Source organism: Flavobacterium oncorhynchi (assembly GCF_002217355.1).
Taxonomy (GTDB): Bacteria; Bacteroidota; Bacteroidia; order Flavobacteriales; family Flavobacteriaceae; genus Flavobacterium; species Flavobacterium oncorhynchi.
In genome coordinates, this window is sequence record NZ_MUHA01000004.1 from 81,083 (window position 1) to 105,949 (window position 24,867).

General features: G+C 32.7%; 21 protein-coding genes and 1 other RNA gene. 15 read left to right on the forward strand and 7 right to left on the reverse strand.

Features of this window, described 5'->3' with window-relative positions; genetic code table 11:
* Positions 1-30 precede the first annotated feature (30 nt).
* A complete protein-coding gene (locus tag B0A75_RS02935) occupies positions 31-2,769 on the reverse strand; it encodes a putative LPS assembly protein LptD (RefSeq protein ID WP_089052802.1) in 2,739 nt (912 codons plus the stop codon).
* A gap of 49 nt (positions 2,770-2,818) precedes the next feature.
* On the opposite strand from B0A75_RS02935, the gene B0A75_RS02940 reads away from it, so the two are divergent.
* The 7 genes from B0A75_RS02940 (at position 2,819) to B0A75_RS02970 (ending at position 9,751) form a co-directional block, all read left to right on the forward strand.
* The gene (locus B0A75_RS02940) at positions 2,819-3,946 is read left to right on the forward strand and encodes an N-acetylmuramoyl-L-alanine amidase family protein (RefSeq protein ID WP_089052851.1); all 1,128 of its coding nucleotides are present in this window, start codon (positions 2,819-2,821) and stop codon (positions 3,944-3,946) included.
* Positions 3,947-3,996: 50 nt separating this feature from the next.
* Complete coding sequence (locus tag B0A75_RS02945) at positions 3,997-4,962, forward strand: MlaD family protein (protein WP_089052803.1); 966 nt, start codon at positions 3,997-3,999, stop codon at positions 4,960-4,962.
* A 5-nt stretch (positions 4,963-4,967) separates the two neighbouring features.
* A complete protein-coding gene (locus tag B0A75_RS02950; protein ID WP_089052804.1) occupies positions 4,968-6,305 on the forward strand; it encodes a (Fe-S)-binding protein in 1,338 nt (445 codons plus the stop codon).
* A 104-nt stretch (positions 6,306-6,409) separates the two neighbouring features.
* Complete coding sequence (locus B0A75_RS02955; RefSeq protein WP_089052852.1) at positions 6,410-7,201, forward strand: (Fe-S)-binding protein; 792 nt, start codon at positions 6,410-6,412, stop codon at positions 7,199-7,201.
* 86 nt (positions 7,202-7,287) lie between these two features.
* A complete protein-coding gene (locus B0A75_RS02960) occupies positions 7,288-7,770 on the forward strand; it encodes an ABC transporter ATPase (RefSeq protein ID WP_089052805.1) in 483 nt (160 codons plus the stop codon).
* A 396-nt stretch (positions 7,771-8,166) separates the two neighbouring features.
* A complete protein-coding gene (bshA, locus tag B0A75_RS02965; RefSeq protein ID WP_089052806.1) occupies positions 8,167-9,303 on the forward strand; it encodes an N-acetyl-alpha-D-glucosaminyl L-malate synthase BshA in 1,137 nt (378 codons plus the stop codon).
* Positions 9,304-9,328: 25 nt separating this feature from the next.
* Positions 9,329-9,751 (forward strand): protease complex subunit PrcB family protein, encoded by a 423-nt coding sequence (locus B0A75_RS02970; protein ID WP_089052807.1) that lies wholly within the window; start codon positions 9,329-9,331, stop codon positions 9,749-9,751.
* A gap of 164 nt (positions 9,752-9,915) precedes the next feature.
* Here B0A75_RS02970 and B0A75_RS02975 read toward each other — a convergent pair whose 3' ends face one another.
* Together B0A75_RS02975 and B0A75_RS02980 are read right to left on the reverse strand one after the other, a co-directional pair.
* Complete coding sequence (locus tag B0A75_RS02975) at positions 9,916-10,413, reverse strand: hypothetical protein (protein ID WP_089052808.1); 498 nt, start codon at positions 10,411-10,413, stop codon at positions 9,916-9,918.
* Between the two features lie 147 nt (positions 10,414-10,560).
* Positions 10,561-11,382, reverse strand: a complete 822-nt coding sequence (locus tag B0A75_RS02980; RefSeq protein WP_089052809.1) for a UDP-2,3-diacylglucosamine diphosphatase — start codon at positions 11,380-11,382, stop codon at positions 10,561-10,563.
* 187 nt (positions 11,383-11,569) lie between these two features.
* Here B0A75_RS02980 and aroC point away from each other — a divergent pair, with 187 nt between their 5' ends.
* The 3 genes from aroC (at position 11,570) to B0A75_RS02995 (ending at position 16,271) form a co-directional block, all read left to right on the forward strand.
* Entirely contained in the window at positions 11,570-12,628 is a 1,059-nt protein-coding gene (aroC, locus tag B0A75_RS02985; protein WP_089052810.1) for a chorismate synthase, read from the forward strand.
* Between the two features lie 52 nt (positions 12,629-12,680).
* Positions 12,681-13,961 (forward strand): dicarboxylate/amino acid:cation symporter, encoded by a 1,281-nt coding sequence (locus tag B0A75_RS02990; protein WP_089052811.1) that lies wholly within the window; start codon positions 12,681-12,683, stop codon positions 13,959-13,961.
* A 243-nt stretch (positions 13,962-14,204) separates the two neighbouring features.
* On the forward strand, positions 14,205-16,271 hold the full coding sequence (locus B0A75_RS02995) for a response regulator (RefSeq protein ID WP_244284336.1): 2,067 nt from the start codon (positions 14,205-14,207) through the stop codon (positions 16,269-16,271).
* Positions 16,272-16,369: 98 nt separating this feature from the next.
* Here B0A75_RS02995 and B0A75_RS03000 read toward each other — a convergent pair whose 3' ends face one another.
* Positions 16,370-17,617 (reverse strand): DEAD/DEAH box helicase, encoded by a 1,248-nt coding sequence (locus tag B0A75_RS03000; protein ID WP_089052813.1) that lies wholly within the window; start codon positions 17,615-17,617, stop codon positions 16,370-16,372.
* Positions 17,618-17,740: 123 nt separating this feature from the next.
* Positions 17,741-18,787, reverse strand: coding sequence for a formimidoylglutamase (locus B0A75_RS03005; RefSeq protein WP_089052814.1), 1,047 nt, complete (start codon positions 18,785-18,787; stop codon positions 17,741-17,743).
* 97 nt (positions 18,788-18,884) lie between these two features.
* Here B0A75_RS03005 and B0A75_RS03010 point away from each other — a divergent pair, with 97 nt between their 5' ends.
* Positions 18,885-19,763, forward strand: coding sequence for a hypothetical protein (locus B0A75_RS03010; RefSeq protein WP_089052815.1), 879 nt, complete (start codon positions 18,885-18,887; stop codon positions 19,761-19,763).
* A 98-nt stretch (positions 19,764-19,861) separates the two neighbouring features.
* On the opposite strand, the gene hutI is transcribed toward B0A75_RS03010, so the two are convergent.
* Positions 19,862-21,097, reverse strand: coding sequence for an imidazolonepropionase (gene hutI / locus B0A75_RS03015; protein ID WP_089052816.1), 1,236 nt, complete (start codon positions 21,095-21,097; stop codon positions 19,862-19,864).
* Positions 21,098-21,192: 95 nt separating this feature from the next.
* Positions 21,193-22,242, reverse strand: a complete 1,050-nt coding sequence (locus tag B0A75_RS03020) for a glutaminyl-peptide cyclotransferase (RefSeq protein ID WP_089052817.1) — start codon at positions 22,240-22,242, stop codon at positions 21,193-21,195.
* A gap of 88 nt (positions 22,243-22,330) precedes the next feature.
* On the opposite strand from B0A75_RS03020, the gene ffs reads away from it, so the two are divergent.
* The 4 genes from ffs to B0A75_RS03040 all read left to right on the forward strand — a co-directional run bounded on the left by ffs (position 22,331) and on the right by B0A75_RS03040 (position 24,800).
* Positions 22,331-22,428, forward strand: an RNA gene (gene ffs, locus B0A75_RS03025) — signal recognition particle sRNA small type.
* 188 nt (positions 22,429-22,616) lie between these two features.
* Positions 22,617-23,420, forward strand: coding sequence for an SDR family oxidoreductase (locus B0A75_RS03030; protein ID WP_089052818.1), 804 nt, complete (start codon positions 22,617-22,619; stop codon positions 23,418-23,420).
* 133 nt (positions 23,421-23,553) lie between these two features.
* Entirely contained in the window at positions 23,554-24,210 is a 657-nt protein-coding gene (fsa, locus tag B0A75_RS03035; RefSeq protein WP_089052819.1) for a fructose-6-phosphate aldolase, read from the forward strand.
* Between the two features lie 92 nt (positions 24,211-24,302).
* Complete coding sequence (locus tag B0A75_RS03040; protein ID WP_089052820.1) at positions 24,303-24,800, forward strand: hypothetical protein; 498 nt, start codon at positions 24,303-24,305, stop codon at positions 24,798-24,800.
* Positions 24,801-24,867: the final 67 nt, after the last annotated feature.

A 24,867-nucleotide genomic window follows, 5' to 3' on the forward strand; every position in this document is an offset into this window, starting at 1 on the left:
TAATTAAGATAAAACAATTAAGAAAATGGCTTATCGATTTGAAGTACTTCGCTTATTCCATTTAATATCGCTCAACATACCAGATTTAATTCCGATAAAGAAATTCCAGTTAGAGTTTGTTCCCATAGGAGACCAGTTAAAAGCCATTCTCCAGCTTAGCAAGTCTCTTTCAAAACGAAATTGGGTAAAAGTAACTCCCTTTTGAACAAAATCAAATCCAGTTGAAACCCCGCCTTTCCATTTAGGTGTAATATCCATGTTCATAGAGACCATGATTGAGTTTCCGGTTATTTTATTCTCTCTGTTGGCATTCGAGTATGTCAATGAGTAAGCAAGCGTCATGTCCCAAGGTAATTTTGAGCTGAAGAACTCCGTAATTACATCTTTATCGTCATCTTTTTCGTTTGCAAATTGGCTGTTTCGACTGTCATTTAAGTCTGTATTTGTACCAAATAAATCGTCATTACGACCACCATTTCGCTGACTTTGGTTGTTTTTTTCTTTATTATCTCCTCCCTTATTCGAAAAAGAGTAATTCATTGTAATATTCGCACTGGTCATTCTAAATAAGCTTCCTCCATTGTCAATATTGTACATATTCATTACGTTTCCTGCATTATCAATTGCATATGGGTTTAAAACAGCTCCAAAATTGACATTCATTTTGTTTTGAAAAAGTTGTGTTCCACCGCTTACAAGAATAGGCTGGAAAGCCAATGTTTCTTTGCCGTTTGCGTTAAAATTATAACTTGTGCTGAAGTTTAAATTGTTCAACAGCATTATTTTTTTAGGCTCTGTTTTTGTACTGTCACGATCTCGTACTTTAGCTTCAAAAGTGTTGCTTAAAGAAAAACCAACTATGTTAGAATTGTCTTTTCCAGGTGCGCCGTAAATACCGTTTGCAAAACGAGAATATTCATCTGTAGAAATCTTTCCTGCTGCATCAACAGTATAACGATCGTAGTATCTTTCGAAGCTCGGCGTATAAGAGTAAGTAATACTTGGTCTCATAACGTGACGAATAGACTGAATTCTTTTATCGGCCCCAAAATTGAACGTACCATAAATTGTTGTACCTAAATTAGTACTGAAGTTGTAAGTTCTATAAGAGTCAAAACCGTTTACAGTCTTATCTACAACCGCACTTTTATCTACATCGTAATTCTTTTCGATTGTTTTGGTAACCCAAGTTTCTTGGTAATTTGTAGAAGCTCCAGCACTAAAGTATTTAAATATTTTAAAGTTTGTGCTGATTGGAATAGAATGCTGCATACCAATTTTTGCATCTTTAAACATTTGCGGTTTAAAGAATAAAGAATCAGTTGTTTTAAATTCGTTCTTTCCAGTTACATTATATTGTAAATTTATGTTTTTTATAAAACCTTTTTTTACCCCGTCTTTTCCAACAAAAGGGTAAACACGATCAATACTACCTTGAAGATTAGGCAGTGTCATAATGATGTCCTCGGTTTGCGTATTTTGCTGATGCGTAGCAGATAACGATATACGTGAACCCGGAATTGTATTAAATGTTTTGTTGTATGAAATAGACGAACTTAAAGTATTATTTAAGTTAGATCCTATATTGGCTTGATTGATAGATCGCTTAAAGTATTTACTGCTACCCATATTTACAGAAGCAGAAAAACTCGAATTAGGATTTGATTTTGTATCCTTTGAGTGCGACCATTGAATGTTGTAGATGTTTTGTTTAGAATAATCTGGATATCCTCTTTCACTGTTTATAAGGTTTTCAAAACGAATATTAACGTTTCCTCGATATTTATACCGTGTTGCATAGGCCGATTCAAATCGCATAGCGTAACTCCCGTTTGTATAATAATCTCCTAAAACGGTTAAGTCGTAATTGTCGCTTAAAGCAAAATAGTAACCTCCGTTTTGTAAAGAGAATCCACGAGTATTTGAGTCGTTGTAACTTGGAATAATAATACCAGAAACACTTTTTTCCTGACTCATCGGGAAGTAGGCGAAAGGTAGAGCTAGAGGCGTAGGAACATCTGCAATAACCATATTGGTTAAACCGGTAATAACTTTTTTACCTGGAATAAATTTTACTTTATTAGTTTGAAAATAGTATTCAGGATTATCAATATCTTGAGCAGTTGTAAAGCGAGCGCCTCTTAAAAAGTAAACAGAGTCATTCTCTTTTTTAGTAACAGCTGCTTTTATTTTAAATTCGCCTTGTTCTGTTCTTGAGTTGTAAATTAAGGCTTTTTTTGTTTTAAAATTAAAGCGTATAGAATCGGGTTGAACCTCGCTTGCTCCTTGTTTGAAGTTTGGATATTGAGTTAATACACCTGCGGAATCTTTTATTCGACCTGCATAAACTTCATCTTTTTCATAATTAAGTACAATTATACCCGATTTTAGTTCAACATCTTTATAATACAATTCAGCTTCATTATAAAGAGTAATGATTTTTTTCTTCTGATCTATTTTGGCGTAATCCTTTGCTTTGTATTTTACTTTCCCGTCTAAAAAAGTCTTAGTTGGCTTAATGCTGTCTACTTTAATAGTATCAATAGGTTTAATTTGAGGCTTATCTGTTTGTTTTACAGCAGGCAAAGGCTTTTTTTTGGATTTTATCTCTTGTGAATATAATTTACCACATCCTGCAGATAGGAAAAATGATAATAAAACGATATTAAATAAGTTTGTGTGCAAAGGTTTAAATGCTATTTTTGTAAAATTATGGCTTGTTTTTTGACATGTCAAACTTACATATAATTTTTTGGCAAAAATAATCAATTATAAAAATTATAGCAGTTGCGTTTTATTAAAATTAACTTTTAGATTTATGAATAGATTGAGCAAAATTAAGGTAATCTTTACTTTTTTTCTAACAATAATGTCTTTTTGTGCTTACAGTCAAGCTAACGTTTTTAAGGTGACACTTGATGCAGGACATGGAGATCATGATTTTGGCGCTGTTTACAGCGGACGGATCGAAAAAAATATCGCCTTAGCAATTGTTCTAAAAGTTGGAAAAATTTTAGAGCTTAATCCTAATGTTAATGTTATTTATACGCGAAAAACTGACGTTTTTATTGATTTGGTAGAAAGAGCTAATATTGCCAATAGAGCCAATTCAAATATTTTTGTTTCTATACACTGTAATGCTAACAAAAATACAGCGGCAGACGGAACAGAAACATATGTAATGGGTTTGAGTAAAATTGCATCAAACTTAGAGGCTGCAAAAAAAGAGAACTCCGTAATTACTTTAGAGAAAGATTACAAACGTAAATACGAAGGCTATGATCCAAACTCTCCAGAATCTATGATTGGCATGACTTTAATGCAAGAAGAGTATTTAGATAACAGTATTTCGCTTGCAAGTAAAATCGAAGATAATTTTGAAAAACTTGGAAAAAAATTAAGACAAGGCGGAGTAAAACAGGCGCCATTTATGGTACTTCATAAAGCTTATATGCCAAGAGTTTTAGTTGAAACAGGATTTATCTCTAATACAACCGAAGGAAATATTTTGAATTCTGAAGAAGGACAAGATGAAATTGCTAAAGCAATTGCAGAAGCTATTTTGAGTTATAAAAGAGAGTATTTTGGTTCAGGAACTCCTGAAGTAATAGAGGCTCGACCAGTTAGAGATACATCTACTCCGGCAAAGAATAAAGTTGTAGAATCTGCTGCAGTGAAAAAAAATGCCCCAAAAGGCACTTTTTTTAAAGTACAGTTAATTGCCAGCATTAAAAAAACACCTTTAGAAGCTAAAAATTTTAAAGGATTGAATAATGTAACCATGTTATACGAAAACAATATTTATAAATATTTCTACCAAGAAACTTCAGATTATGAAACTGCAAAGAAATATTTGCAAGAAGCTAAGAGTAAGGGATATGGAGCTGCATTTTTAATTGCGAATCGTGATGGTGAAAAAATCAGCATTCAAGACGCCATTAAATAATAAGCCCTAGTTCGAATATTTATATTATTTTTGTACAAACACTTAGAATTTTGAAACTAACAAGAGAAATTAAAACGGCTATTTTAGTCATCGCGTCAATCTTATTATTTATTTGGGGCTACAGTTTTTTAAAAGGCAGAGACCTTTTTACAAATTACAAAACATTATATGTCGAATACGACAATGTAGAGGATTTGTCAGCATCAGCACCTGTTACCATCAATGGACTTTCTATTGGTAAAGTAAATAAAATCACAATTGATGAAATAACTGGGAAATTATTGGTTGAACTACAATTAAAAACAGATTTTCCAATTTCTAAAACCAGTACTGCAGCCTTGTATTCTCCAAGTTTGATTGGAGGGAAACAGATAAAAATTGTACCAAATCTTGCAGATAAAGATCCAGCAGAAGATGGTCAGAAATTAGTACCTGCGGTTGAATTAGGATTAACAGATTCGTTAGGCGGTAAAATTGATCCAATTACGCAAAAGTTAGATAAAATGCTTCTAAATATTGACAATCTGGTAACTGGATTGAACAATGTTTTAGATAAAAAAACGCAAGACGATTTAAAGAAAAGTTTGGCTGAGTTAAGTCAGACAATGGAGCAGTTTCATAAAGCTTCAGGAAGTATCAATAACATCTTAGATACTAATAAAGGTCAGATAAATGGAGTTGTGACAAACTTTAATAAAATGTCAAGCAACTTTAATAAAATATCAGATTCATTAAACAAAGCCGATTTAGGAAAAACCGTTAGAAACCTAAATCAAACTTTGGCTAAAGTTGATGGTATTATGGCTAATTTAAATTCTGGAAAAGGTACTATGGGGAAATTATTAAGTGATGAAGCTCTTTATAATAACCTTGCAAAAACTTCAAAGGAACTTGAATTGTTATTACAGGACGTTCGTTTATACCCAACGCGTTACGTAAACGTTTCTCTTTTTGGAAAGAAAAACAAACCTTATGTAGCTCCTGCTGAAGATTTGAATTCAACTGATAAAAAATAATTGCAATGAGTTATTTAGATAATATTTTGTTCGCCATACTTCTTATAGTTGGTTTTGGTTTTTTTACAGCGAGCGTAAAAAAGATCATCCGAAACATTAACTTGGGAGTAGATGTAAATCGAAAGGATAATTCTAAAGCGCGCTGGAAAAACATGGCAATGATTGCTCTTGGGCAGTCAAAAATGGTGAGACGCCCTGTAGCTGGAATACTTCATATTTTTGTATATGTAGGTTTCATAATTATTAATATCGAGTTACTTGAAATTATTATAGATGGGTTATTTGGAACTCATAGAATTTTTGCACCTTATTTGGGTGTGGTTTATGATGTTTTAATAGCTTCTTTTGAAATACTGGCAATACTTGTAATTTTTGCTGTTGTAGTTTTCTGGATTAGAAGAAATGTTATTAGACTTAAGCGTTTTATAAACCCCGATTTAAACGGATTTCCTAAAAGCGATGCCAATTACATTTTGTATTTTGAAACCGTTTTGATGCTTTTGTTTTTATTGATGAATGCTTCTGATTTGCATTTGCAGAATGTTCCAGGAGGATTTTCTCATTTTCATAAAGCAGGAAGTTTTCCAGTAAGTCAGTTTATTGCTCCGATCTTTAATGGAATGTCAAACGAATTAGTTTCATTATTGTTTGAAGCTTTTTGGTGGCTGCATATTGCGGGTATTTTAGTTTTTATGAACTATTTATACTTCTCAAAACATTTACACATTCTTTTAGCTTTCCCTAATACTTATTTTGCAAATTTAAATCCGGAAGGTCAGTTTGATAATTTAGCTTCTGTGACAAAAGAAGTGAAATTGATGATGGATCCAAATGCAGATCCATTTGCAGCTGCTCCTGTTGATGAGAATGCAGCTCCAAGTAAGTTTGGAGCAAGCGATGTTCAAGATTTAAATTGGGTTCAGTTGTTGAATGCTTATACTTGTACAGAATGTGGACGTTGTACGTCATCTTGTCCGGCAAATCAAACAGGTAAAAAATTGTCTCCACGTAAAATTATGATGGACACAAGAGATCGTTTAACAGAAGTAGGAAATAATATCGACGCTAATAAAGGTGTTTTTGTACCAGATAATAAAACGTTATTAAACGATTATATTACGCCAGAAGAATTGTGGGCTTGTACTTCTTGTAATGCCTGCGTAGAAGAATGTCCTGTTAATATTAGTCCGTTGTCTATTATTATGGATATGCGTCGTTATTTAGTGATGGAGCAGAGTGCTGCGCCAATGTCATTGAATGCAATGATGACTAATATTGAAAATAACGGTGCTCCTTGGCAATACAGCCAGCAAGACCGTTTAAATTGGAAAAACGAAAATTAAAAATATAGTTTAATCGGTTAATCGTCAATTCGTTTAATCGTTCTTAGGATTCGATCAAGTTGCCGATTAAACAATTAAACAAATCAACGATTAAACAAAAAGAGATGTCAGAAAATTTAGTAGTGCCAACAATGGCTGAAATGCTAGCTCAGGGAATACAGCCAGAAGTTTTATTTTGGGTAGGTTGCGCTGGGAGTTTTGATGATAGAGCAAAAAAAATTACAAAAGCATTTGTACGAATATTAAACCGTACTAATGTTTCATTTGCAGTTTTGGGTGCAGAGGAAAGCTGTACAGGTGATCCTGCAAAACGTGCTGGAAATGAATTTTTGTTTCAAATGCAAGCCATGATGAATATCGAGGTTTTGAATGCATATGAAGCAAAGAAAATTGTTACCGCTTGTCCGCACTGTTTTAATACTTTAAAAAATGAGTATCCAGAATTAGGCGGAAACTATGAAGTTATTCATCATACAGAGTTCTTAAAGTCATTAATAGATGATGGAAGACTTACTGTAGAAGGTGGTCAATTTAAAGGAAAAAGAATAACTTTTCATGATCCTTGTTACCTAGGAAGAGCAAATAAAGTTTACGAAGCTCCAAGAGATTTAATTCAGAAGTTAGATGTTGAATTAGTCGAAATGAAGCGTTCTAAAGCCAATGGATTATGCTGCGGAGCTGGCGGCGCGCAAATGTTTAAAGATGCTGAGCCAGGAAATAAAGAAGTTAACGTATTACGTACAGAAGACGCTTTAGAGGTGAAACCAGATATTATTGCTGCAGGATGTCCTTTTTGTAATACAATGTTAACAGATGGGATTAAACATCAAGAAAAAGAGGGTCAGGTAAAAGTGCTGGATATTGCAGAATTAATTGCTAATGCACAGGATTTGTAATCTGAGGTTCTAAGTTATTAAGATGCTAAGATTCTAAGGTTAAATCTTAAAAATCTAAAATCAACAATCTAAAATTTAAAACTAAAATGTATATACCTTTTGAAAATTTACCTGGTGAATCTAGAGTTTGGATTTACCAATCGAACAGAAAATTTTCTGAGGAAGAATTTTCTGAAATCGAAACCGATTTGAAAGCTTTTGTTGAAGAATGGGCCGCACACGGAACAAGTCTTGAAGCTTCATTTTTACTAAAATACAATCGTTTTATCATACTGGCCGTAAATCAAGAAGTGCAAGCTGCGACAGGCTGCTCGATTGATAGTTCGGTTGAGTTTATTCAAGGCTTAGAGAAGAAGTACAACGTTGATTTGTTGGACAAAATGAATGTTACTTTTAAGCTTGGAGAACATATTGCACATAAACCATTAATTGATTTCAAGAAAATGGTAAAAGATAAATCAGTTTCTGAGAACACAATTGTTTTCAATAATTTGGTAAACAATATCGAAGAGTTTAATGAATCGTGGGAAGTTCCTGCCGCCGACAGCTGGCACAGCAGATTTTTCTAAGAGAAATTTATAAAATATTTGAAAGGCATGAAATGTAGGTTTCGTGCCTTTTTTTTGTTTAATAGTTTCAAGTATCAGGTTTCGCCAAAGTTTGTTATTTCTTAGAATGACAAGTGTTATGATTACATAATTTAAGTTTGGAAAAGTTAAGTGAGTTAAGTTCTTATGAAAATAAACAGTCTAGCGTAGCTCCGATGAAAGCGGTATCCTTTTATGGCGGGGTTCGCTATAAAAGATATAGCGGACAGCGGGACTAGTGGTCTTTTGATTGAAGATGTTCTGCTTCAAGACAATAATATATTAATTAGAATTAATCTAATTTTGTCAAAAATCTAACAATTGAAAAGGGTAATTAAACAGTATTTTTGAGTATTTTCGTAGAATTAAATTTTATACATGAAAATAGCAATAGTTTGTTATCCAACATTTGGCGGTAGTGGTGTAGTTGCGACAGAACTAGGCCTTGAATTAGCCAGACGCGGACACGAAATACACTTTATAACATATAGTCAGCCAGTTAGGCTGGCACTTTTAAATCCGAATGTTCATTATCACGAAGTAAACGTTCCAGAATATCCACTTTTTCATTATCAACCTTACGAATTGGCTTTGTCAAGCAAATTGGTCGATATGGTGAAATTGTATAAAATCGAAGTTCTTCATGTGCATTACGCAATCCCTCACGCTTATGCGGGTTATATGGCGAAACAAATGCTGAAAAATGAGGGAATTAATCTGCCAATGATTACAACGCTTCATGGAACAGATATTACGCTGGTAGGAAATCATCCGTTTTATAAACCTGCTGTAACTTTTAGTATCAATAAATCAGATTATGTGACATCAGTTTCACAGAGTTTGAAAGATGATACTTTGAAACTATTCAAAATCAAAAATAAAATTAAGGTAATCCCGAATTTTATTGAATTGGATAAAGTAAAGAAAGATCCAACAGTACCATGTCATCGTTATGTAATGGCAAAAGAAGATGAGCGAATTATAACCCATATTAGTAATTTTAGAAAGGTAAAACGTATTCCGGATATCATAAAGATTTTTTATAATATTCAGAAAGTAATGCCTGCTAAATTAATGATGGTGGGCGATGGTCCTGAGAAAGAAAAAGCAGAGGTTTTGTGTATGGAATTGGGGATTTATGATAAAGTAATCTTCTTTGGAAACAGCAACGAGATTGATAAAATTTTATGTTTTACCGATTTGTTTTTGCTTCCATCAGAAACAGAAAGTTTTGGTCTTGCTGCATTAGAAGCAATGGCTTGCGGAGTTCCTGTTATTTCAAGTAATTCTGGAGGTTTGCCTGAAGTTAATTTTGAAGGAGTGTCAGGTTATCTAAGTAACGTTGGAAATGTTGACGAAATGGCTGCCAATGCGATTAAAATTTTAAAAGACGATGAAACTCTGAATCAATTTAAATTAAATGCTTTAGAGGTTGCTAAAAAGTTTGATATTAAAAACATCTTGCCTAAGTATGAAGCTTTGTATCAAAAAGCAATAGATGATTATAAAGAGTAGAAGTTTTTAAATAATATAAGCGTAAATGAAAAAAGTATTTTCAGTTTTAGTTCTTTTTGTTTTGATTTCCTGTGGTGTTAAAAAAACATCAGATTCAAAAGGGTTGTATGAGATTTTAACGAAGCAGTCTGACGGCGGCGGTAATATTAAGTTTTATGAGATTTTGACCGAGCCAAACGAAATCAAAATGTTAGAAAATGATCCGCTTTTGGCAGATAAAATGAAACAGACTGATATTAGTAATTCCAACTATATTATTTTAAATATGGGAGAGAAAAATACAGGAGGTTATTCTATTGGAGTTGATAAAGTAGAGGAAACAGATAAAAATATTATTATAACTGTAAAAGAAAACAGTCCTGCTAAAGATGCAATGGTTATGCAGGTTATTACATACCCGTACACAGTTGTGAAAATACATTCTAAGAAAGAAATTATTATTAAGTAATTAGTTCTTGCTTTGGTGATTTAAATGTCAGGCTGAGCGTAGTCGAAGCCTCTTTTACACTTCAAACCCTTCGACTACGCTCAGGGTGATAATAACTAAAAAAGAAAAAACCTGCCGTATTAATACGGCAGGTTTTTTCTTTTTTAGTTATTGATTTTTTTGGATTAAAATCTAAATTTAACACCAAGACCAACATCAAATCCGAAGTTGTCATCATCGTAATATCCAGAACCAATTTCAGGTCTAGCATCTAATGATAATGTAATTGGCACTTCGCTAAATCTATATTCTATACCAATATCTCCAGCTGCAAAAACATAAGTTCCGCTGTCGTTATATTTGTAGTTGTTATTGTAATAATCGTGATCCCATGCAGCTAAACCACCACCAACACCAGCATACCAGTTAAAACCGCCATCAATATTCCAAACCCATTGGTATAAAGCAACACCTTTAATGGCGTCAACATCACTGCTGTTTCTCCATCCTAAATCAAATTCAAGTCTGTTTTTTTGATTTAATCCCAGTTGGTAAGATACTTCACCTCCAAAGCCGTTATTGTCGCCTAAACGTATACCAAGAGCGTTTTTTGAAATTTCCTGTGATTGAGCCGTAAATGCTAATCCTAATAGCATAATGGCAGATAGAATAATCTTTTTCATAAAATGGTTAAATTAATTTTTTTCAAATGTATAGTTCTCCTAATTCAAGAACGTATAAAATTTTTGGAAATTGTTATATAATTCACATTTTGCAACATTTGAAACGTTGTAAATTAACCTAAAAGTATTGGTGTGCTTATATGTTTACTATTTAAGAATTATTGATGAGATTAATTGAGAGGTAAGAATATCTTCCATTTCAAAAAGATTTTCTTCTTCTGAAAAATTACTTTCTGTGTAAGAATATAATTTCCAGCGTTTTTTATGATATTCTAATGCTGTTAAATTTTCGATCCAGTCGCCGGAGTTTAAGTATAATGTTGATCCGTGTTTGTTTTCTTTTGTAACTATTTTGGGCTCGTGAATATGTCCGCAGATTACATAATCGTAATTTTTTTCGATAGCCAGATCAGTTGCAGTAGTTTCAAAATCTGAAATGAATTTAACAGCTTTTTTTACGCTGGCTTTTATTTTTTTTGAAAAAGAGTAAGGTTCTCTGCCTAGTTTTGCCAAACACCAATTAGCAAAACGATTACTCAAAATTAAATAATCATATCCTAAACCACCTAATTTTGCAATCCATTTTGAGTGTTGTACCGAAGCATCAAATACATCTCCGTGAAAAATCCAAGCTTTTTTATCGTCTAATTCTAAAACTAATTTATCAACCAAGCTAAAATTTCCTAGATTCATGTCACTGAATTTTCGAAGAATTTCATCGTGATTTCCAGTAATATAATAGACTTTTGTTCCTTTAGAAGCCATTCCTATTATACGTTGTATAACTCTTAAATGCGATTTAGGAAAGTAAGATTTTCGAAACTGCCAAGCATCAATTATATCTCCGTTAAGTATTAAAGTTTTAGGTTTAATGCTTGATAAATAGTTGTTTAATTCTTTGGCGTGACTTCCGTAAGTTCCTAAGTGGACATCTGAGATAATGACCAATTCAACATTTCTTTTTTTCAATTTTTATTAATTTGAAGTTTAGCAAATAAAAGAATCTCTTCGTAAAACGGTTTTATCAAAAGGTTACTAATTTGGCTGCAGTTTTAATAAATTGTGATTTTTATTTGTTTGATCTTTAATTAACAATAACAATTTTAAATTTTTTAATTTAATTCATAAAACTTACATTTGCTCAAAACAAATAACAATGGCAGGAAATAGCTACGGCACCCTATATAAAGTTACAACATTTGGAGAATCTCATGGTGAAGCTTTAGGCGGAATTATAGACGGTTGTCCATCAGGAATTGAACTTGATTTAGAAGCAATTGAAGTTGAAATGTCTCGCAGAAAACCAGGACAGTCAGCAATTGTTACCCAACGTAAAGAACCAGATGCGGTTCAGTTTTTATCTGGAATTTTTGAAGGAAAAACAACTGGAACACCAATAGGTTTTATTATTCCAAATACCAACCAAAAGTCAGACGACTATTCGCATATAAAAGATAATTACAGACCAAGTCACGCTGATTATGTGTACGATCAAAAATACGGTTTTCGTGATTATCGCGGAGGCGGAAGAAGTTCAGCACGTGAAACAGCAAGCAGAGTTGTAGCAGGAGCAATTGCAAAACAAATGCTGCCTGAAATTAAAATTAATGCTTACGTATCTTCTGTTGGGCCTATTCATTTAGATACACCTTATCAAGATTTAGATTTTACTAAAATCGAAAGCAACCCAGTTCGCTGTCCAGACGAAAAATCGGCAGCAATTATGGAAGAATATATTCGTGATATTCGCAAACAAGGCGATACTGTTGGAGGTGTTGTGTCTTGCGTAATTCAAAATGTTCCAGTTGGTTTAGGAGAGCCGGTATTTGATAAATTACATGCTGAATTAGGAAAAGCGATGCTTTCTATAAATGCAGTTAAAGGTTTTGAATACGGAAGCGGATTTTCTGGATCTGAAATGAAAGGAAGCGAACATAACGATTTGTATAATCCTGATGGAACTACAAAAACAAATCTTTCAGGTGGAATTCAAGGTGGAATTAGCAACGGAATGGATATCTATTTTAGAGTTGCTTTTAAACCGGTTGCTACTATTATGCAAACTCAAGATTCACTTGATAATAAAGGAAATATAACACCAATGACCGGAAAAGGACGTCATGATCCGTGCGTTGTACCTCGTGCTGTGCCAATTGTTGAAGCAATGGCCGCAATTGTTTTGGCTGATTTTTATTTAATCAACAAAACATATTAATAAAAATTAAGACAGTGAGGGGCTTATATTTTAATAATTAAAAAACAAATTAATGCAAGTTACAGAAACCAAAAAAAAATCATTTCTTTCAGGACTAACTGGGCAAATTTTAATTGCTATGGTTCTTGGAGCAGCTCTAGGAATTACGTTACACCATTATATTTCGCCAGAAGCTGCGTTGTCTTTCAGCAACAAAATAAAAATGCTGGCAACTATTTTTATTCGTTTGGTGCAAATGATTATTTCGCCTTTAGTTTTTACAACTTTAGTGGTTGGAATCGCAAAATTAGGTGATATAAAAACGGTTGGAAGAGTTGGAGGAAAAGCACTTGGTTGGTTTTTTACAGCTTCATTTATTTCTTTATTAATTGGACTATTTTATGTTAATATTTTAGAGCCTGGAGTTGGAATCAATTTAGGCCATGTTGATATGGCATCGGCAACAGAGGTAACAGGAAAAACTCAAAATTTATCTTTTGAAAATTTTGTTGAACATATTGTTCCTAAAAGTATTTTTGAAGCAATGGCTACCAATGAAATTTTACAAATCGTTGTGTTTTCAATCTTTTTTGGATTAGCAGCTGCATCATTAGGAAATACGGTGAAGCCTGTAATTGGAGCTTTAGATAAAATGTCACACATCGTTTTAAAAATGGTGAATTATGTAATGAACTTTGCTCCAATTGGAGTATTTGGTGCTATTGCAGGTGTATTTGCAATTAGAGATGCCGAAGAGTTGATTATAACATACTTTAAATTCTTTGGGTCTTTCTTACTTGGAATTGGTACATTATGGGTTGTTTTAATAGCTGTAGGTTATATTTTTCTAAAAGGAAGAATGACAGAGTTGTTAAGACGTATTGTAGGGCCTTTGGCGATTGCTTTTGGAACTACAAGCAGTGAAGCAGTTTTTCCTAAATTAACTGAAGAATTAGAAAATTTTGGTGTAAAAGATAGAATTGTATCATTTATGCTGCCTCTTGGTTATTCATTTAATCTAGACGGAAGTATGATGTATATGACTTTTGCGAGTATTTTTATTGCTCAATTTTATAAAGTTGATTTAGATTTAGGAACTCAAATGGTAATGCTTTTAGTATTAATGTTAACCAGTAAAGGAATTGCAGGTGTGCCAAGAGCTAGTTTAGTTGTTGTTGCTGCAACTTGCGGAATGTTTAAAATTCCTGTAGAAGGTATTGCCTTGATTTTACCTATTGATCACTTTTGCGATATGTTTAGAAGTGCAACAAACGTTTTAGGTAATGCATTAGCTACATCGGTTGTAGGACAATGGGAAGGTAATGAAGAAACAGAAGTTGTATCTGAGAGTTAAAAAAGATACTTTTTTCAATAGAAAAACGTGTTTTTATATATAAAAAAAGAGCTGTATTTTTTAATTGAAATACAGCTTTTTTTTTAAATTATTAAATGTATATTTGATAAAATTAGCCGATTAATGCCCCGAAAACGGATTTTTTTGTTTCTTCTTCTATTTCTGAATTGTTTTGTCAATTCAGCGATCGGGCAAACTGAACCCATATCAGAGGCAAAGATCGATAAGCTTATAAAAAAAGCATTGGCTGATTTTAGAGAGTCAAACTTCGAAAAATCATTAATTACTTCCAGAGCGGCACTAAATGGTGCAACTAATTCTAAGAATCCTACCTTAATTTCTCGTTCGTACACTATTATTGCAGCAAACTATAATGAATTGTTAGAAGTTGACAAGGCAATCTTCTTTTACAACAAAAGTTTGTATTATGCCAATAAAACAAAAAACGATTCTATTAAATACAATATTTATAATAATCTAGGAAATATGTACTGTTTTGAAAAAAAACAGTTCGAGAAAGGAATTCAATATTATAAAAAATCGATTGTTTATGGTTTGAAAATTAAAGATTTAAGTCAGGTTTATTTTAGTAATGTAAATATTGTCTGGGCCTATTTTGATATTAAGAAATATGAGGAAGGTTATCCGTATCTAAAATATGTAAATGAGAATAAGAAAAAGTACGGAGATGAGTTGACAGAAATTGTTGTGAATATGTTTAATGGAATTTATCACAATTTTCGTAATGAGGACAACTTGGCAGATGCTTTTTTTACAAAAGCTATAAAAGCAGGGAAGGATAATACTCAAAAGTCTGATTTAGCGTTTGCTCATTTAGAATATTCAAGATTTTTAACTAAAAAAAACAGGCTCAAAGAAGCTTATGAAAATCTTTCTATGTATACCAAGCTTACTGATGAGTTGTACAATGATGAAAAAATAAAGAAAGCTACTGTTGCAGGTTTTAATCTTGAATTAGACGAATATAAAAGGCAGATTGATAAAGTCGAGAACGAAAAAGTAGAACAATATCACAGTCTTAAAAAATCAAAAATTATTGTTATTCTGTTTATTTTAATTTCTTTGATTTTGCTGTTTCTGATTATTACTTTAATTAAAAATATCAGACTTAAGAAAAAACACAATTTAGAGCTTTTAAAAGCAAAAGAAATCGCAGAGGAAGCCTCACTCTTAAAAACTCAATTTATTTCGACTATAAGCCACGAATTGCGTACACCGCTTTATGGTGTGGTTGGTATAACGAATATGCTGCTCGATGAACATAAGGAATTATCACGAAGCGAGCATTTAAGTGCCTTGAAATTTTCTGCCAGATATTTATTGTCACTTGTAAATGACATTCTTCAAATCAATAAAATTGAAGAAAATAAAGTGGTGCTGGAGAACTTAACATTTAATATTTCTGATGAGATAACTGTAATCAAGAATTCTCTTTCTTTCTTATCTCAAAAAAATAATAATAAAATAAATATAGATATAGACGACAAGATTCCAGAGTATTTAATTGGAGATAAACTTCGGTTGGCTCAAATTTTAATGAACTTAGTTAGTAATGCTTTAAAATTTACTAAAAATGGTGAAGTCGATATTGTAGTTAAACTTGACCGAATCGAAGGGAAGTTTTACTTTTTAGATTTTCTAATTAAAGACAATGGAGTAGGTATAGCTGCTGTTGATCAAAATAAAATTTTTGAAAAATTTGTTCAAGTGGGAAGAAAAGATGAAGATTATCAAGGAACTGGTCTGGGACTTAGTATAGTAAAAAGACTATTGGGGCTTTTTGGAAGTACAATCAGTGTAGAAAGTGATCTCGGTAAGGGAACAGCTTTCTCTTTTAAAGTTCCATTTGAGCATGATCCTCAGAAAACTAAAAAGATTATAGAAGAGATTGAAGTTGATTTAACATCCAATGAAATCTATAAAATTTTAATTGTTGAAGACAATTTGATTAATCAGTTGGTAACGAAGAAGATTATTGAGAAAAATAACTATATCTGTTCTGTTGTAGACGATGGATTTGGAGCTTTAAAGATATTAGAAACCGAAGAGTTTGATCTTATTTTAATGGATATTAATATGCCTTTAATGAATGGATTTGAAACCACAAAAAGAATTCGTCTTTTAGGGATAAAAACCCCCATAGTTGCCTTGACTGCTTTTGATAAAGATGAAATAACAGATGAAGCAATTTCATCAGGAATAAATGATATTATTGTGAAACCGTTTGAACCTGTTAAGCTGTTTAAGATTTTAAACTATTTAATAAATGAAGCAAAAAACGCTGGTTAAGAGGGTGATACATAAAATAATAAACACGAATTTCACGAATTAGCACTAAATTAGTTTGTGAAATTCGTGTTTAGTATTGAATTATATTCTGTTATGTATTAATACCAGCGTTTTTTATTTTGTTTAGAAGCATTTGATTTTCTCGATTTATGAGCTCCGCCGCTTCGGTTTGAATTTTTAGGTTTTTCTCCCGCTTCAGGACTTCCTTCGTGCCAAGGGTAAGGATGGTCTGTAATAGTTTGAACATCTACCTTTATTAATTTCTGAATATCTTTCCAGTATGGATGTTCGTCTTTTCCACAAAATGAAATTGCAATACCGCCATTTCCTGCACGTCCGGTACGTCCAATTCGGTGTACATAAGTTTCAGGAATATTTGGCAGATCAAAATTGATAACATAAGGAAGTTGTTCAATGTCAATTCCTCTTGCAGCGATATCAGTAGCTACAAGCACGCCAACTTCTTTGTTTTTAAAAGCATCTAAAACACGTTGTCTTGCATTTTGAGATTTATCTCCGTGAATTGCTTCAGCAGGAATATCTTTTTTTCTAAGTGCCTTTACAACATTATCCGCTCCGTGTTTTGTTCTAGAAAAAACAAGGACATTCGATAAGTTTTCGTTTTTTATCAAATGGTATAATAAATTTCTTTTTTCTGTTTTATCAACAAAATAAATACGCTGTTCTACATTTTCGGCAGTTGAAGAAACCGGAGAAACTTCTACTTTTTCTGGATCTTGTAAAAACATTTCAGCCAGTTCGCGAATTGCTAAAGGCATTGTAGCAGAGAAAAGTAAAGTTTGTCTGTTTTTTGGAGTCAGTTTTACAATCTTCTTTACATCATTTATAAAACCCATATCAAGCATTTGATCCGCTTCATCAAGAACTAGAGTATGCAAATGATTAAAATCTAGAAAACCTTGTTTATGTAAATCAAGCAAGCGGCCTGGAGTAGCTACTAAAATATCTACACCATTTTTTAAAGCTTCAACCTGCGGGTTTTGTGAAACACCGCCAAAAATAGTCAGCTGTGTCAGGTTTGTATATTTAGCATAAGTGTCAAAACTTTGACCAATTTGTACTGCTAGTTCACGAGTAGGGGTAACTACAAGAGCGCGAATTTGTTTGGCCTTTTTTGAAGAACCTACAATTCGGTGTAATTGATGTATGATAGGAATTGCAAATGCTGCAGTTTTTCCCGTACCTGTTTGCGCGCAGCCAATTAAATCTCGCCCAGCCAAAACAATCGGAATTGATTTTTCCTGAATTGGGGTAGGATTTAAGTAGCCTTCTTCAAATACGGCCTTTTGTATACTTTTTGAAAGTGATAAATCTTCGAATAACATATCTTAGTAATTAAGATTTTAGTTTTAAGTACTAAAATCTGTGCAAAGATAGGTTTATTCGGTCAATCGTTTATTTGATTCTTGTATTATTTGGGAAATGTGTGGTTTTAAAGTAGTTGTTCTTCATTGAGATTTTTCTTTTTCGTTATTGGCTTTCACAAAATCGGTAACCAAATAACCAATTAATTTTCCAATTAAATTGTTGTTTGGAGAATCAGCTAAATCTGGTGCACCTTCGCAAATATGAAGATATGCTGCATTTTTATGCTGTCCGAAAAAAGAAATAAATTGTCTGAGTTCTTCAACCGAAAATCCGCTTATAGTCATTGCACTGCTGGCAATGTTAGGAATTGCATCTAAGTCAATCTCAATTCCAAATGAATCAGTTTTGATAAATTCGAGTGCAAGAGCCATTTCTTTGTCAAAGTCTTTTTCTTTACGAATATTGACGCTGTCATAAGTATTGTAGCGAACGCGGTCTTCTAGTTTTTTAATAATGTCTAAAACGCTTTTTGAAGTATAATTTTCATGTAATCCAAAAATGAAATATTTTTTTAAGAAACCTTCTTCGTAAGCATATGAAAAACCATTTCCGCTGTGACGACCTTCCAGAATTCTAAAATCTGAATGGGCATCAAAATTTATGGCGTTAATGGGTTTTCCTTTGGCTAAAGCAGAACCTTTAATATTTCCATAGGCATTATTATGACCGCCGCCAATTATAATTGGAGTTTTTCCAGCTTTAATTATAGTAAAAATAATATGCGAAACCTCTTTATCAATTTTTTCTACTAATTGACTTAATTTAGATCGGTCATCAATGTCGTTAAAGTCGAGCTTTTCAACATTGCGCATTTCTTCGGCAACATTAAGCTGTCCTAAAACTATAATCTGGCTGCCTTTGCAAAATCGATTATGCTGAATATTGGCAATACTTTTTATAGCGCTATCCCAAGCAGAAGCAGCTCCAGGTCTACCGTAGTTAGCACGCACGCCTATGTCTTCTGGGATTCCCAAGAGAACATATTTTGCTTCGCTTTCTTGTAAAAATTTGATTTTATCAGCTCCCTTAGGAATGACAATCATTTTTTCTCCAAATTTTATTTCGCCGCTTCGATGATTTGTGACTTTTGCCAAATCATTGACTGTAAAAGGAATTAGTTTTTCCATTAAAAAAAAATATTTTTCAAAAATAATATAATTGCGTCAACTTACGTTATTACGATATATTAATTCTTAAATTTGTTTTTAAAGAAAATTATTCAATATGGAAAACCCAAAGAACAACAATTCAAGTCTAAAGGCGATAATCGCAGTTTTAGCAGTCCTACTAATTGGTAGCTTAGTGTATATTTTTAAACTTTCTTCTGATACTGAAGTGGTTAAAACTGAACTTACAACAACGATGACAGAGAAAGAATCTGTTATGAAAGATTTGCAAGAGTTAAAAGCGACTTATGATGCTGCAATTGCAGAGAATACTTCAATGTCTGATGAATTAATTCAAGAAAGAGATAAAGTAGTAGCTTTAATGGATGATTTGAACAAATCTAAAGGTGATGTTTCTAAATTCAGATCTCAAGTTCAAGCAATGCAAGGTAAAATGAAAACTTTAGTTGCTGAAAACGATGAGTTGAAAAAACAAAATGGTGTTTTAACTACTCAAAGAGATAGTACTATTGTAGTATTGGGAGAATCTAAAAAGTATAATGAAGTACTAGTTGGTCAAAATGAAGAATTGGCTAAAACCGTAGAGAGAGGTTCTAAATTATCAGTTTTAAATACTAAAACTGCAGCTTACAAATTGAAAAGCTCAGGAAAACAAGTTGAAACTGATAAAGCAAGCCGTGCCGATGTTTTGAAAGTAAGCTTTACAATTGCTGAAAATCAAATCGCTAAGTCTGGTGATAAAACGTATTATGTTCAAGTGATTGATTCTAAAAATAACGTTTTAGGAGATAAGAAAACTGAAAGTTTTGGTGATAAATCATTAACATACAGCTTTAAAACTACTGTTCAATATGAGAACAAAAGTGTAAATGTTACTGAAGATTTACCTGGTAAAGATTTTGCTAAAGGAACTTATTTTATCAATGTTTTTGATAATGATGAGTTGGTTTCTAAAACAAGCTTCAGTTTAAGATAATACCACGTCGCTTAAGTAGTAATACCACTAAAATATTAAAGGTCTGTGATTTTTCGCAGACCTTTTTTTATTGATAGTACTATTTGAAGATATAGTTGTTATATAATTTTTCCTTCTATAAAAACACTTTCAATTAAATTACTGCCAAATGCATAAGGTATTTGATAGTAAGAAGAAATTGGTTTCGTCAGGATAAGATTGGCCTTTTTTCCTTTTGTGATACTTCCATGTGTTTCGGAAAGTCCCATTGCATAAGCTCCATTAATTGTTGCTGCGTTTATAGCTTCTTCGGGAGTCATTTTCATCTTTATACAAGCTGTTGCTACAACAAAATTCATATTTCCTGAGGGCGTAGAACCTGGGTTGAAATCGGTTGCTAATGCAAGCGGTAAACCTGCTTTGATCATTTCGCGGGCTGGAGTATAAGGAATACTTAAAAAGTAAGAACATGATGGCAAAGCAACCGGCATCGTTTCTGTGTCTTTTAAAGCTTCAATATCTTCAGGATTCATAATTTCAAGATGATCTACAGAAAGGGCTTTAAATTTAACGCCAGCCTGTATTCCGCCAATAGAATTGAATTGGTTTACGTGTATTTTTGGTGTTAAGCCTGATTCTATTCCTGCATTCATAATTTTTTCGGTTTCTTCAACAGAAAAATAACCGCTTTCGCAGAAAACATCAATATAATCAGCAAGCTTATTTTGAGCAATTTTAGGAATCATTTGTGTTATGATTTCTTCGATATAACCAGACTTGTTTTCTTTGTAGTGTGTTGGAAAAGCATGAGCTCCCAAAAATGTAGCTTTTATTGAAATAGGATAATTTTCGGCTAGTTTTTTAATTACGCGAAGCATTTTTAATTCACCTTCAATCGTAAGTCCGTAACCTGATTTTATTTCAACAGCACCAGTTCCTAACTGCATTACTTCTTCAAGACGAAGTTTAGATTGTTCGTAAATATCTTCTTCTGAAGTTTCGTTTAATTTTTTAGCCGAATTTAATATTCCGCCTCCGCGATTAGCAATTTCTTCGTAAGTAAATCCGTTAATACGATCAACAAATTCCTGTTCGCGATTGCCAGCATAAACAATATGAGTGTGGCTGTCGCACCAAGATGGCAGAACAGCACGTCCTGTGGCATCGATAACTTCATCGGCATTAATTTCAGGAAGATTTTGCATCAATCCAAAATCAGCAATTAGATTGTCTTTTATTACTAAAAATGCATTTTTAAGGGTTGGAAGTATTGCCATTTCAGCTCCTGAAACTTTTGATATTGAAGTTTCGCGAACTTGAAGCAGTTCTTGTATGTTGGTAATTAAAGTAATCATTATTTTATGAGATAGGTTTAAAAACACAAATTTCACAAATTATCACGTAATATTATGTGAAACTTGTGAAATTCGTAAAATTATTTGTGTGCGATTTATTCTGAAACGGTTATTTCAAACATTTTCTCCCAATATTTTCCAGTAACAAATATGGTTTTGGTTTGTGGGTTGTAAGCGATTCCGTTTAATACTTCGGCTTCAGGATGTTTGATGAATTTACGTAAACCAGAAAGGTTTAAAATGCCTTCAACAGCTCCAGAAGTTGGATTTATAACTGCAATAGCATCTTTTTGCCAAACATTTGCATAGATCTTTCCGTTAATGTATTCCAATTCGTTAAGGACTTTAATTTTTGAAGTTCCTGAATATACATTGATGTAATCAATAAGTTTTTGAGTTTCAGGATCCATCTTCCAGATTTTTTCAGTTCCGTCTGAACGATAAATGTATTTTCCGTCATTTGTCATTCCCCAGCCTTCAATTTCTTTATCGTAGGTAAATGTTTTTTCAAGTTTTAATGTTTTAGCATCATAAATAAAACCTGTTTTTTCCTGCCAGCTTAATTGGAAAACTTTTCCATTTATAAAAGTAATTCCTTCACCAAAATACTCTTTCGGAAGATCTACTTGTTTAATCACTTTTCCAGTTTTATAATCCACAGATCTAAAATAAGAATCTCCTTTTTGTCCTGTACTTTCATATAAAACGCCATCATAAAATTCTAAACCTTCTGTAAAAGCTTTGGTGTCGTGCGGATAGGTGTTTACAACTTTATAATTCAATAATTTTGGTTCAACACTTGAAATTAATTCAATTCTTTTAGTAGCATCAGATGAATTCCCTCCAAAATAAACAGTTGCTTTTAGATATTGATAGCCTAATCTTTGATCTTTTAGTTCAAATTTAAATTTTTCATTTCCTTTTTTACTTCCTACTTTTTTATCGTTAACGAAGTATGCAACACTGTCGATTTCTTTCGAATTTGGGTTCGAAATTCCGATTGAAACAGCTTCTTGAGGAAGAAAATGGGCAGGAAAAGCAGAATCGTCAATATTAAATAAAGAATTTTCACCTTTATTTTTATCTCCACATCCAATTAATGTAGTTCCTAATAAAATGACAGCTAGGAAGTTATGTTTTTTCATAGTTTAAAATTTGAATAAGCCAATATACAACGATATTTTTATAGCAGCAAAGCTCTTGCAAAAATATAAAAAGATTGTATATTTGCACCGGCAAGTCCTACACGACCAGCTCCTGCAGACTCCCCCAGGATGGGAACATAGCAAGGGTACGTGGTTGAGCGGTGCGATGTAGGTCGCTTGCCATTTTTTTTTTTTTTTTTATTGTCCCGAAGTTTCGGGATTTTTTTTAGAATTAATGTAAAAGTAGTCTTCCTTCGGGAGGATTTTTTTATTTTTGGTCCTTAGTGAAGTTTGAAGTTAAGCGTTAGAGATGAAAATTTTTGTCTTTTTTTGTAAAACTCAGAACTCACAATTCATAACTCATAACTCAATAAATGAATAAAGTTGTTTTAATTACTGGTGCATCCTCAGGGATCGGAAAATCGATTGGTGAATTTTTGCATAAAAAAGGATTCGTTGTATATGGAACCAGCAGAAATCCTGAAAAAGTATTGAATTCTGTTTTTCCGTTAGTGGCTCTGGATGTTCGAGATGCTGAATCAATTAAACTGGCAGTACATAAAATTATTGCAGCTTCTGGGAGATTGGATATTGTAATTAATAATGCTGGAGTTGGAATTACGGGGCCTTTGGAAGAAATTCCGATGGAAGAAATTAAAAACAATTTTGAAACCAATTTCTTTGGGCCAATTGAGGTAATGAAATCTGTATTGCCGCAAATGCGTGAGCAAAAATCTGGTTTAATTATTAATATTACTTCAATTGCGGGCTATATGGGATTGCCTTACAGAAGTGTTTATTCGGCTTCAAAAGGAGCTTTAGAATTGATTACAGAGGCTTTGAGAATGGAAGTGAAGCAATTTGGGATTGAAATAACAAATGTGGCTCCTGGAGATTTTGCTACAAATATTGCATCAGGACGTTATCATGCGCCGGTTATTCAAGGTTCTGCTTATGAAAAAGTGTATGGAGAGACACTCGCAACGATGGATGAACATGTTGATGCGGGAAGTAATCCAAATGAAATGGCTGAAGCTATTTTTAAAATTATTCAACAAGATAAACCAAAAGTTCATTACAAAGTTGGCGCTTTCATGCAAAAGTTTTCGATTGTATTGAAACGTGCATTGCCAGATAAGGTTTATGAAAAAATGCTGATGAATCATTATAATTTGTAAATGAAAATTAGTTGATTATTTCACGGATATGGCTTTAAACTGATTTTGTTTTTTTGAAATTACTATTGTTATTGCTAATGATTTTGTAATTTTGCACCGATTTTTTAAACACACAATTAAATATAAATAGATTATGAAATTTTTTATCGATACTGCTAATTTAGCTCAGATTAAAGAAGCACAAGCTTTAGGCGTTTTAGATGGTGTAACAACTAATCCGTCTTTGATGGCTAAAGAAGGAATTACTGGAAAAAACAATATCTTGAAGCATTATGTTGACATTTGCAATCTTGTAGAAGGTGATGTAAGTGCAGAAGTAAATGCATTGGATTTTGAAGGAATGGTGAAAGAAGGTGAGGAATTAGCTGAATTACATGATCAAATCGTTGTAAAATTGCCTATGACTAAAGAAGGTGTAATGGCTGCAAAATATTTTTCTGATAAAGGAATTAAAACAAACGTAACTCTTGTGTTTTCTGCAGGACAAGCATTATTGGCTGCAAAAGCTGGTGCAACTTATGTTTCTCCTTTTATTGGTCGTTTAGATGATGTTTCTACAGATGGTTTGAATTTAATTCAAGAAATTAGAGAGATTTACGATAACTATGGTTACGAAACTCAAATTTTAGCAGCTTCTGTACGTCATACAATGCATATTGTAAACTGTGCAAAAATTGGTGCTGATGTAATGACGGGACCGCTTTCTGCAATTTACGGATTATTGAAACACCCGTTAACTGATATTGGTTTAGCACAATTCGTAGCTGACTTCGAGAAGGGAAATAAGTAATTATTAGATACTTATAAAATTAAAAACGTCTTTTTTCTAACGAGAAAAGACGTTTTTTTTTACTTTTATAGTAACCTAAAAACAAATTACTTATGAAAATTGTATTATTCTTAATGTCATTTTTTGTTGCGAGTTTATCTATAAACGCACAAGCGGCAAAGGTTCTTACAAGTGTTAATGAGGCTGGAGATGTAGCTACTTATGAGCTGGACTGCAGTGTTAAATTTCAGGTATTGGCTAAAGGTTTGCGTTATAATATTACCCGACATGAATTTAAAGGGCCTGAGCTGAAAAATTCGTACCGATTGATGTTGGTTATGGATGGGTTTTATTCTAAAACACTCAATAAAACAATGACAATATCGGCAGTATTAAGTGATGGGATAATTATCGAAGCCAAAAAAATTATTGAAGATGACGGTTTTTTTGATGGCGCCTGTACATTAAAAATAAAAGATCCTCAGGCTCTTTTAGCGGCCAATATAGATAAAGTTATTGTTCACGCTGATAAAGATGTTGTGTATAACTTAAGTGAGCAAAATAAGGCTGTTTTTAAAAAGAATTTGAGTAATATTATAAATGCAAAGTAAAATTACAAAGGTTTGTAGATGCATAGGGATAGAGATTTTGTTTTGTGAATAAAAAAATCCCAAATTC

Bases quoted from the DNA above. Each gene is read 5' to 3' on its own strand.
- B0A75_RS03040 (WP_089052820.1), top strand. From the start codon at position 24,303: ATGAAAATTGTATTATTCTTAATGTCATTTTTTGTTGCGAGTTTATCT.
- B0A75_RS03020 (WP_089052817.1), bottom strand. From the start codon at position 22,242: ATGAAAAAACATAACTTCCTAGCTGTCATTTTATTAGGAACTACATTA.
- B0A75_RS02975 (WP_089052808.1), bottom strand. From the start codon at position 10,413: ATGAAAAAGATTATTCTATCTGCCATTATGCTATTAGGATTAGCATTT.
- fsa (WP_089052819.1), top strand. From the start codon at position 23,554: ATGAAATTTTTTATCGATACTGCTAATTTAGCTCAGATTAAAGAAGCA.
- B0A75_RS03000 (WP_089052813.1), bottom strand. From the start codon at position 17,617: ATGTTATTCGAAGATTTATCACTTTCAAAAAGTATACAAAAGGCCGTA.
- B0A75_RS02960 (WP_089052805.1), top strand. From the start codon at position 7,288: ATGTATATACCTTTTGAAAATTTACCTGGTGAATCTAGAGTTTGGATT.
- B0A75_RS03005 (WP_089052814.1), bottom strand. From the start codon at position 18,787: ATGGAAAAACTAATTCCTTTTACAGTCAATGATTTGGCAAAAGTCACA.
- aroC (WP_089052810.1), top strand. From the start codon at position 11,570: ATGGCAGGAAATAGCTACGGCACCCTATATAAAGTTACAACATTTGGA.
- B0A75_RS02970 (WP_089052807.1), top strand. From the start codon at position 9,329: ATGAAAAAAGTATTTTCAGTTTTAGTTCTTTTTGTTTTGATTTCCTGT.
- bshA (WP_089052806.1), top strand. From the start codon at position 8,167: ATGAAAATAGCAATAGTTTGTTATCCAACATTTGGCGGTAGTGGTGTA.
- B0A75_RS02990 (WP_089052811.1), top strand. From the start codon at position 12,681: ATGCAAGTTACAGAAACCAAAAAAAAATCATTTCTTTCAGGACTAACT.
- B0A75_RS02955 (WP_089052852.1), top strand. From the start codon at position 6,410: ATGTCAGAAAATTTAGTAGTGCCAACAATGGCTGAAATGCTAGCTCAG.
- B0A75_RS03010 (WP_089052815.1), top strand. From the start codon at position 18,885: ATGGAAAACCCAAAGAACAACAATTCAAGTCTAAAGGCGATAATCGCA.
- B0A75_RS03030 (WP_089052818.1), top strand. From the start codon at position 22,617: ATGAATAAAGTTGTTTTAATTACTGGTGCATCCTCAGGGATCGGAAAA.
- B0A75_RS02940 (WP_089052851.1), top strand. From the start codon at position 2,819: ATGAATAGATTGAGCAAAATTAAGGTAATCTTTACTTTTTTTCTAACA.
- B0A75_RS02950 (WP_089052804.1), top strand. From the start codon at position 4,968: ATGAGTTATTTAGATAATATTTTGTTCGCCATACTTCTTATAGTTGGT.
- hutI (WP_089052816.1), bottom strand. From the start codon at position 21,097: ATGATTACTTTAATTACCAACATACAAGAACTGCTTCAAGTTCGCGAA.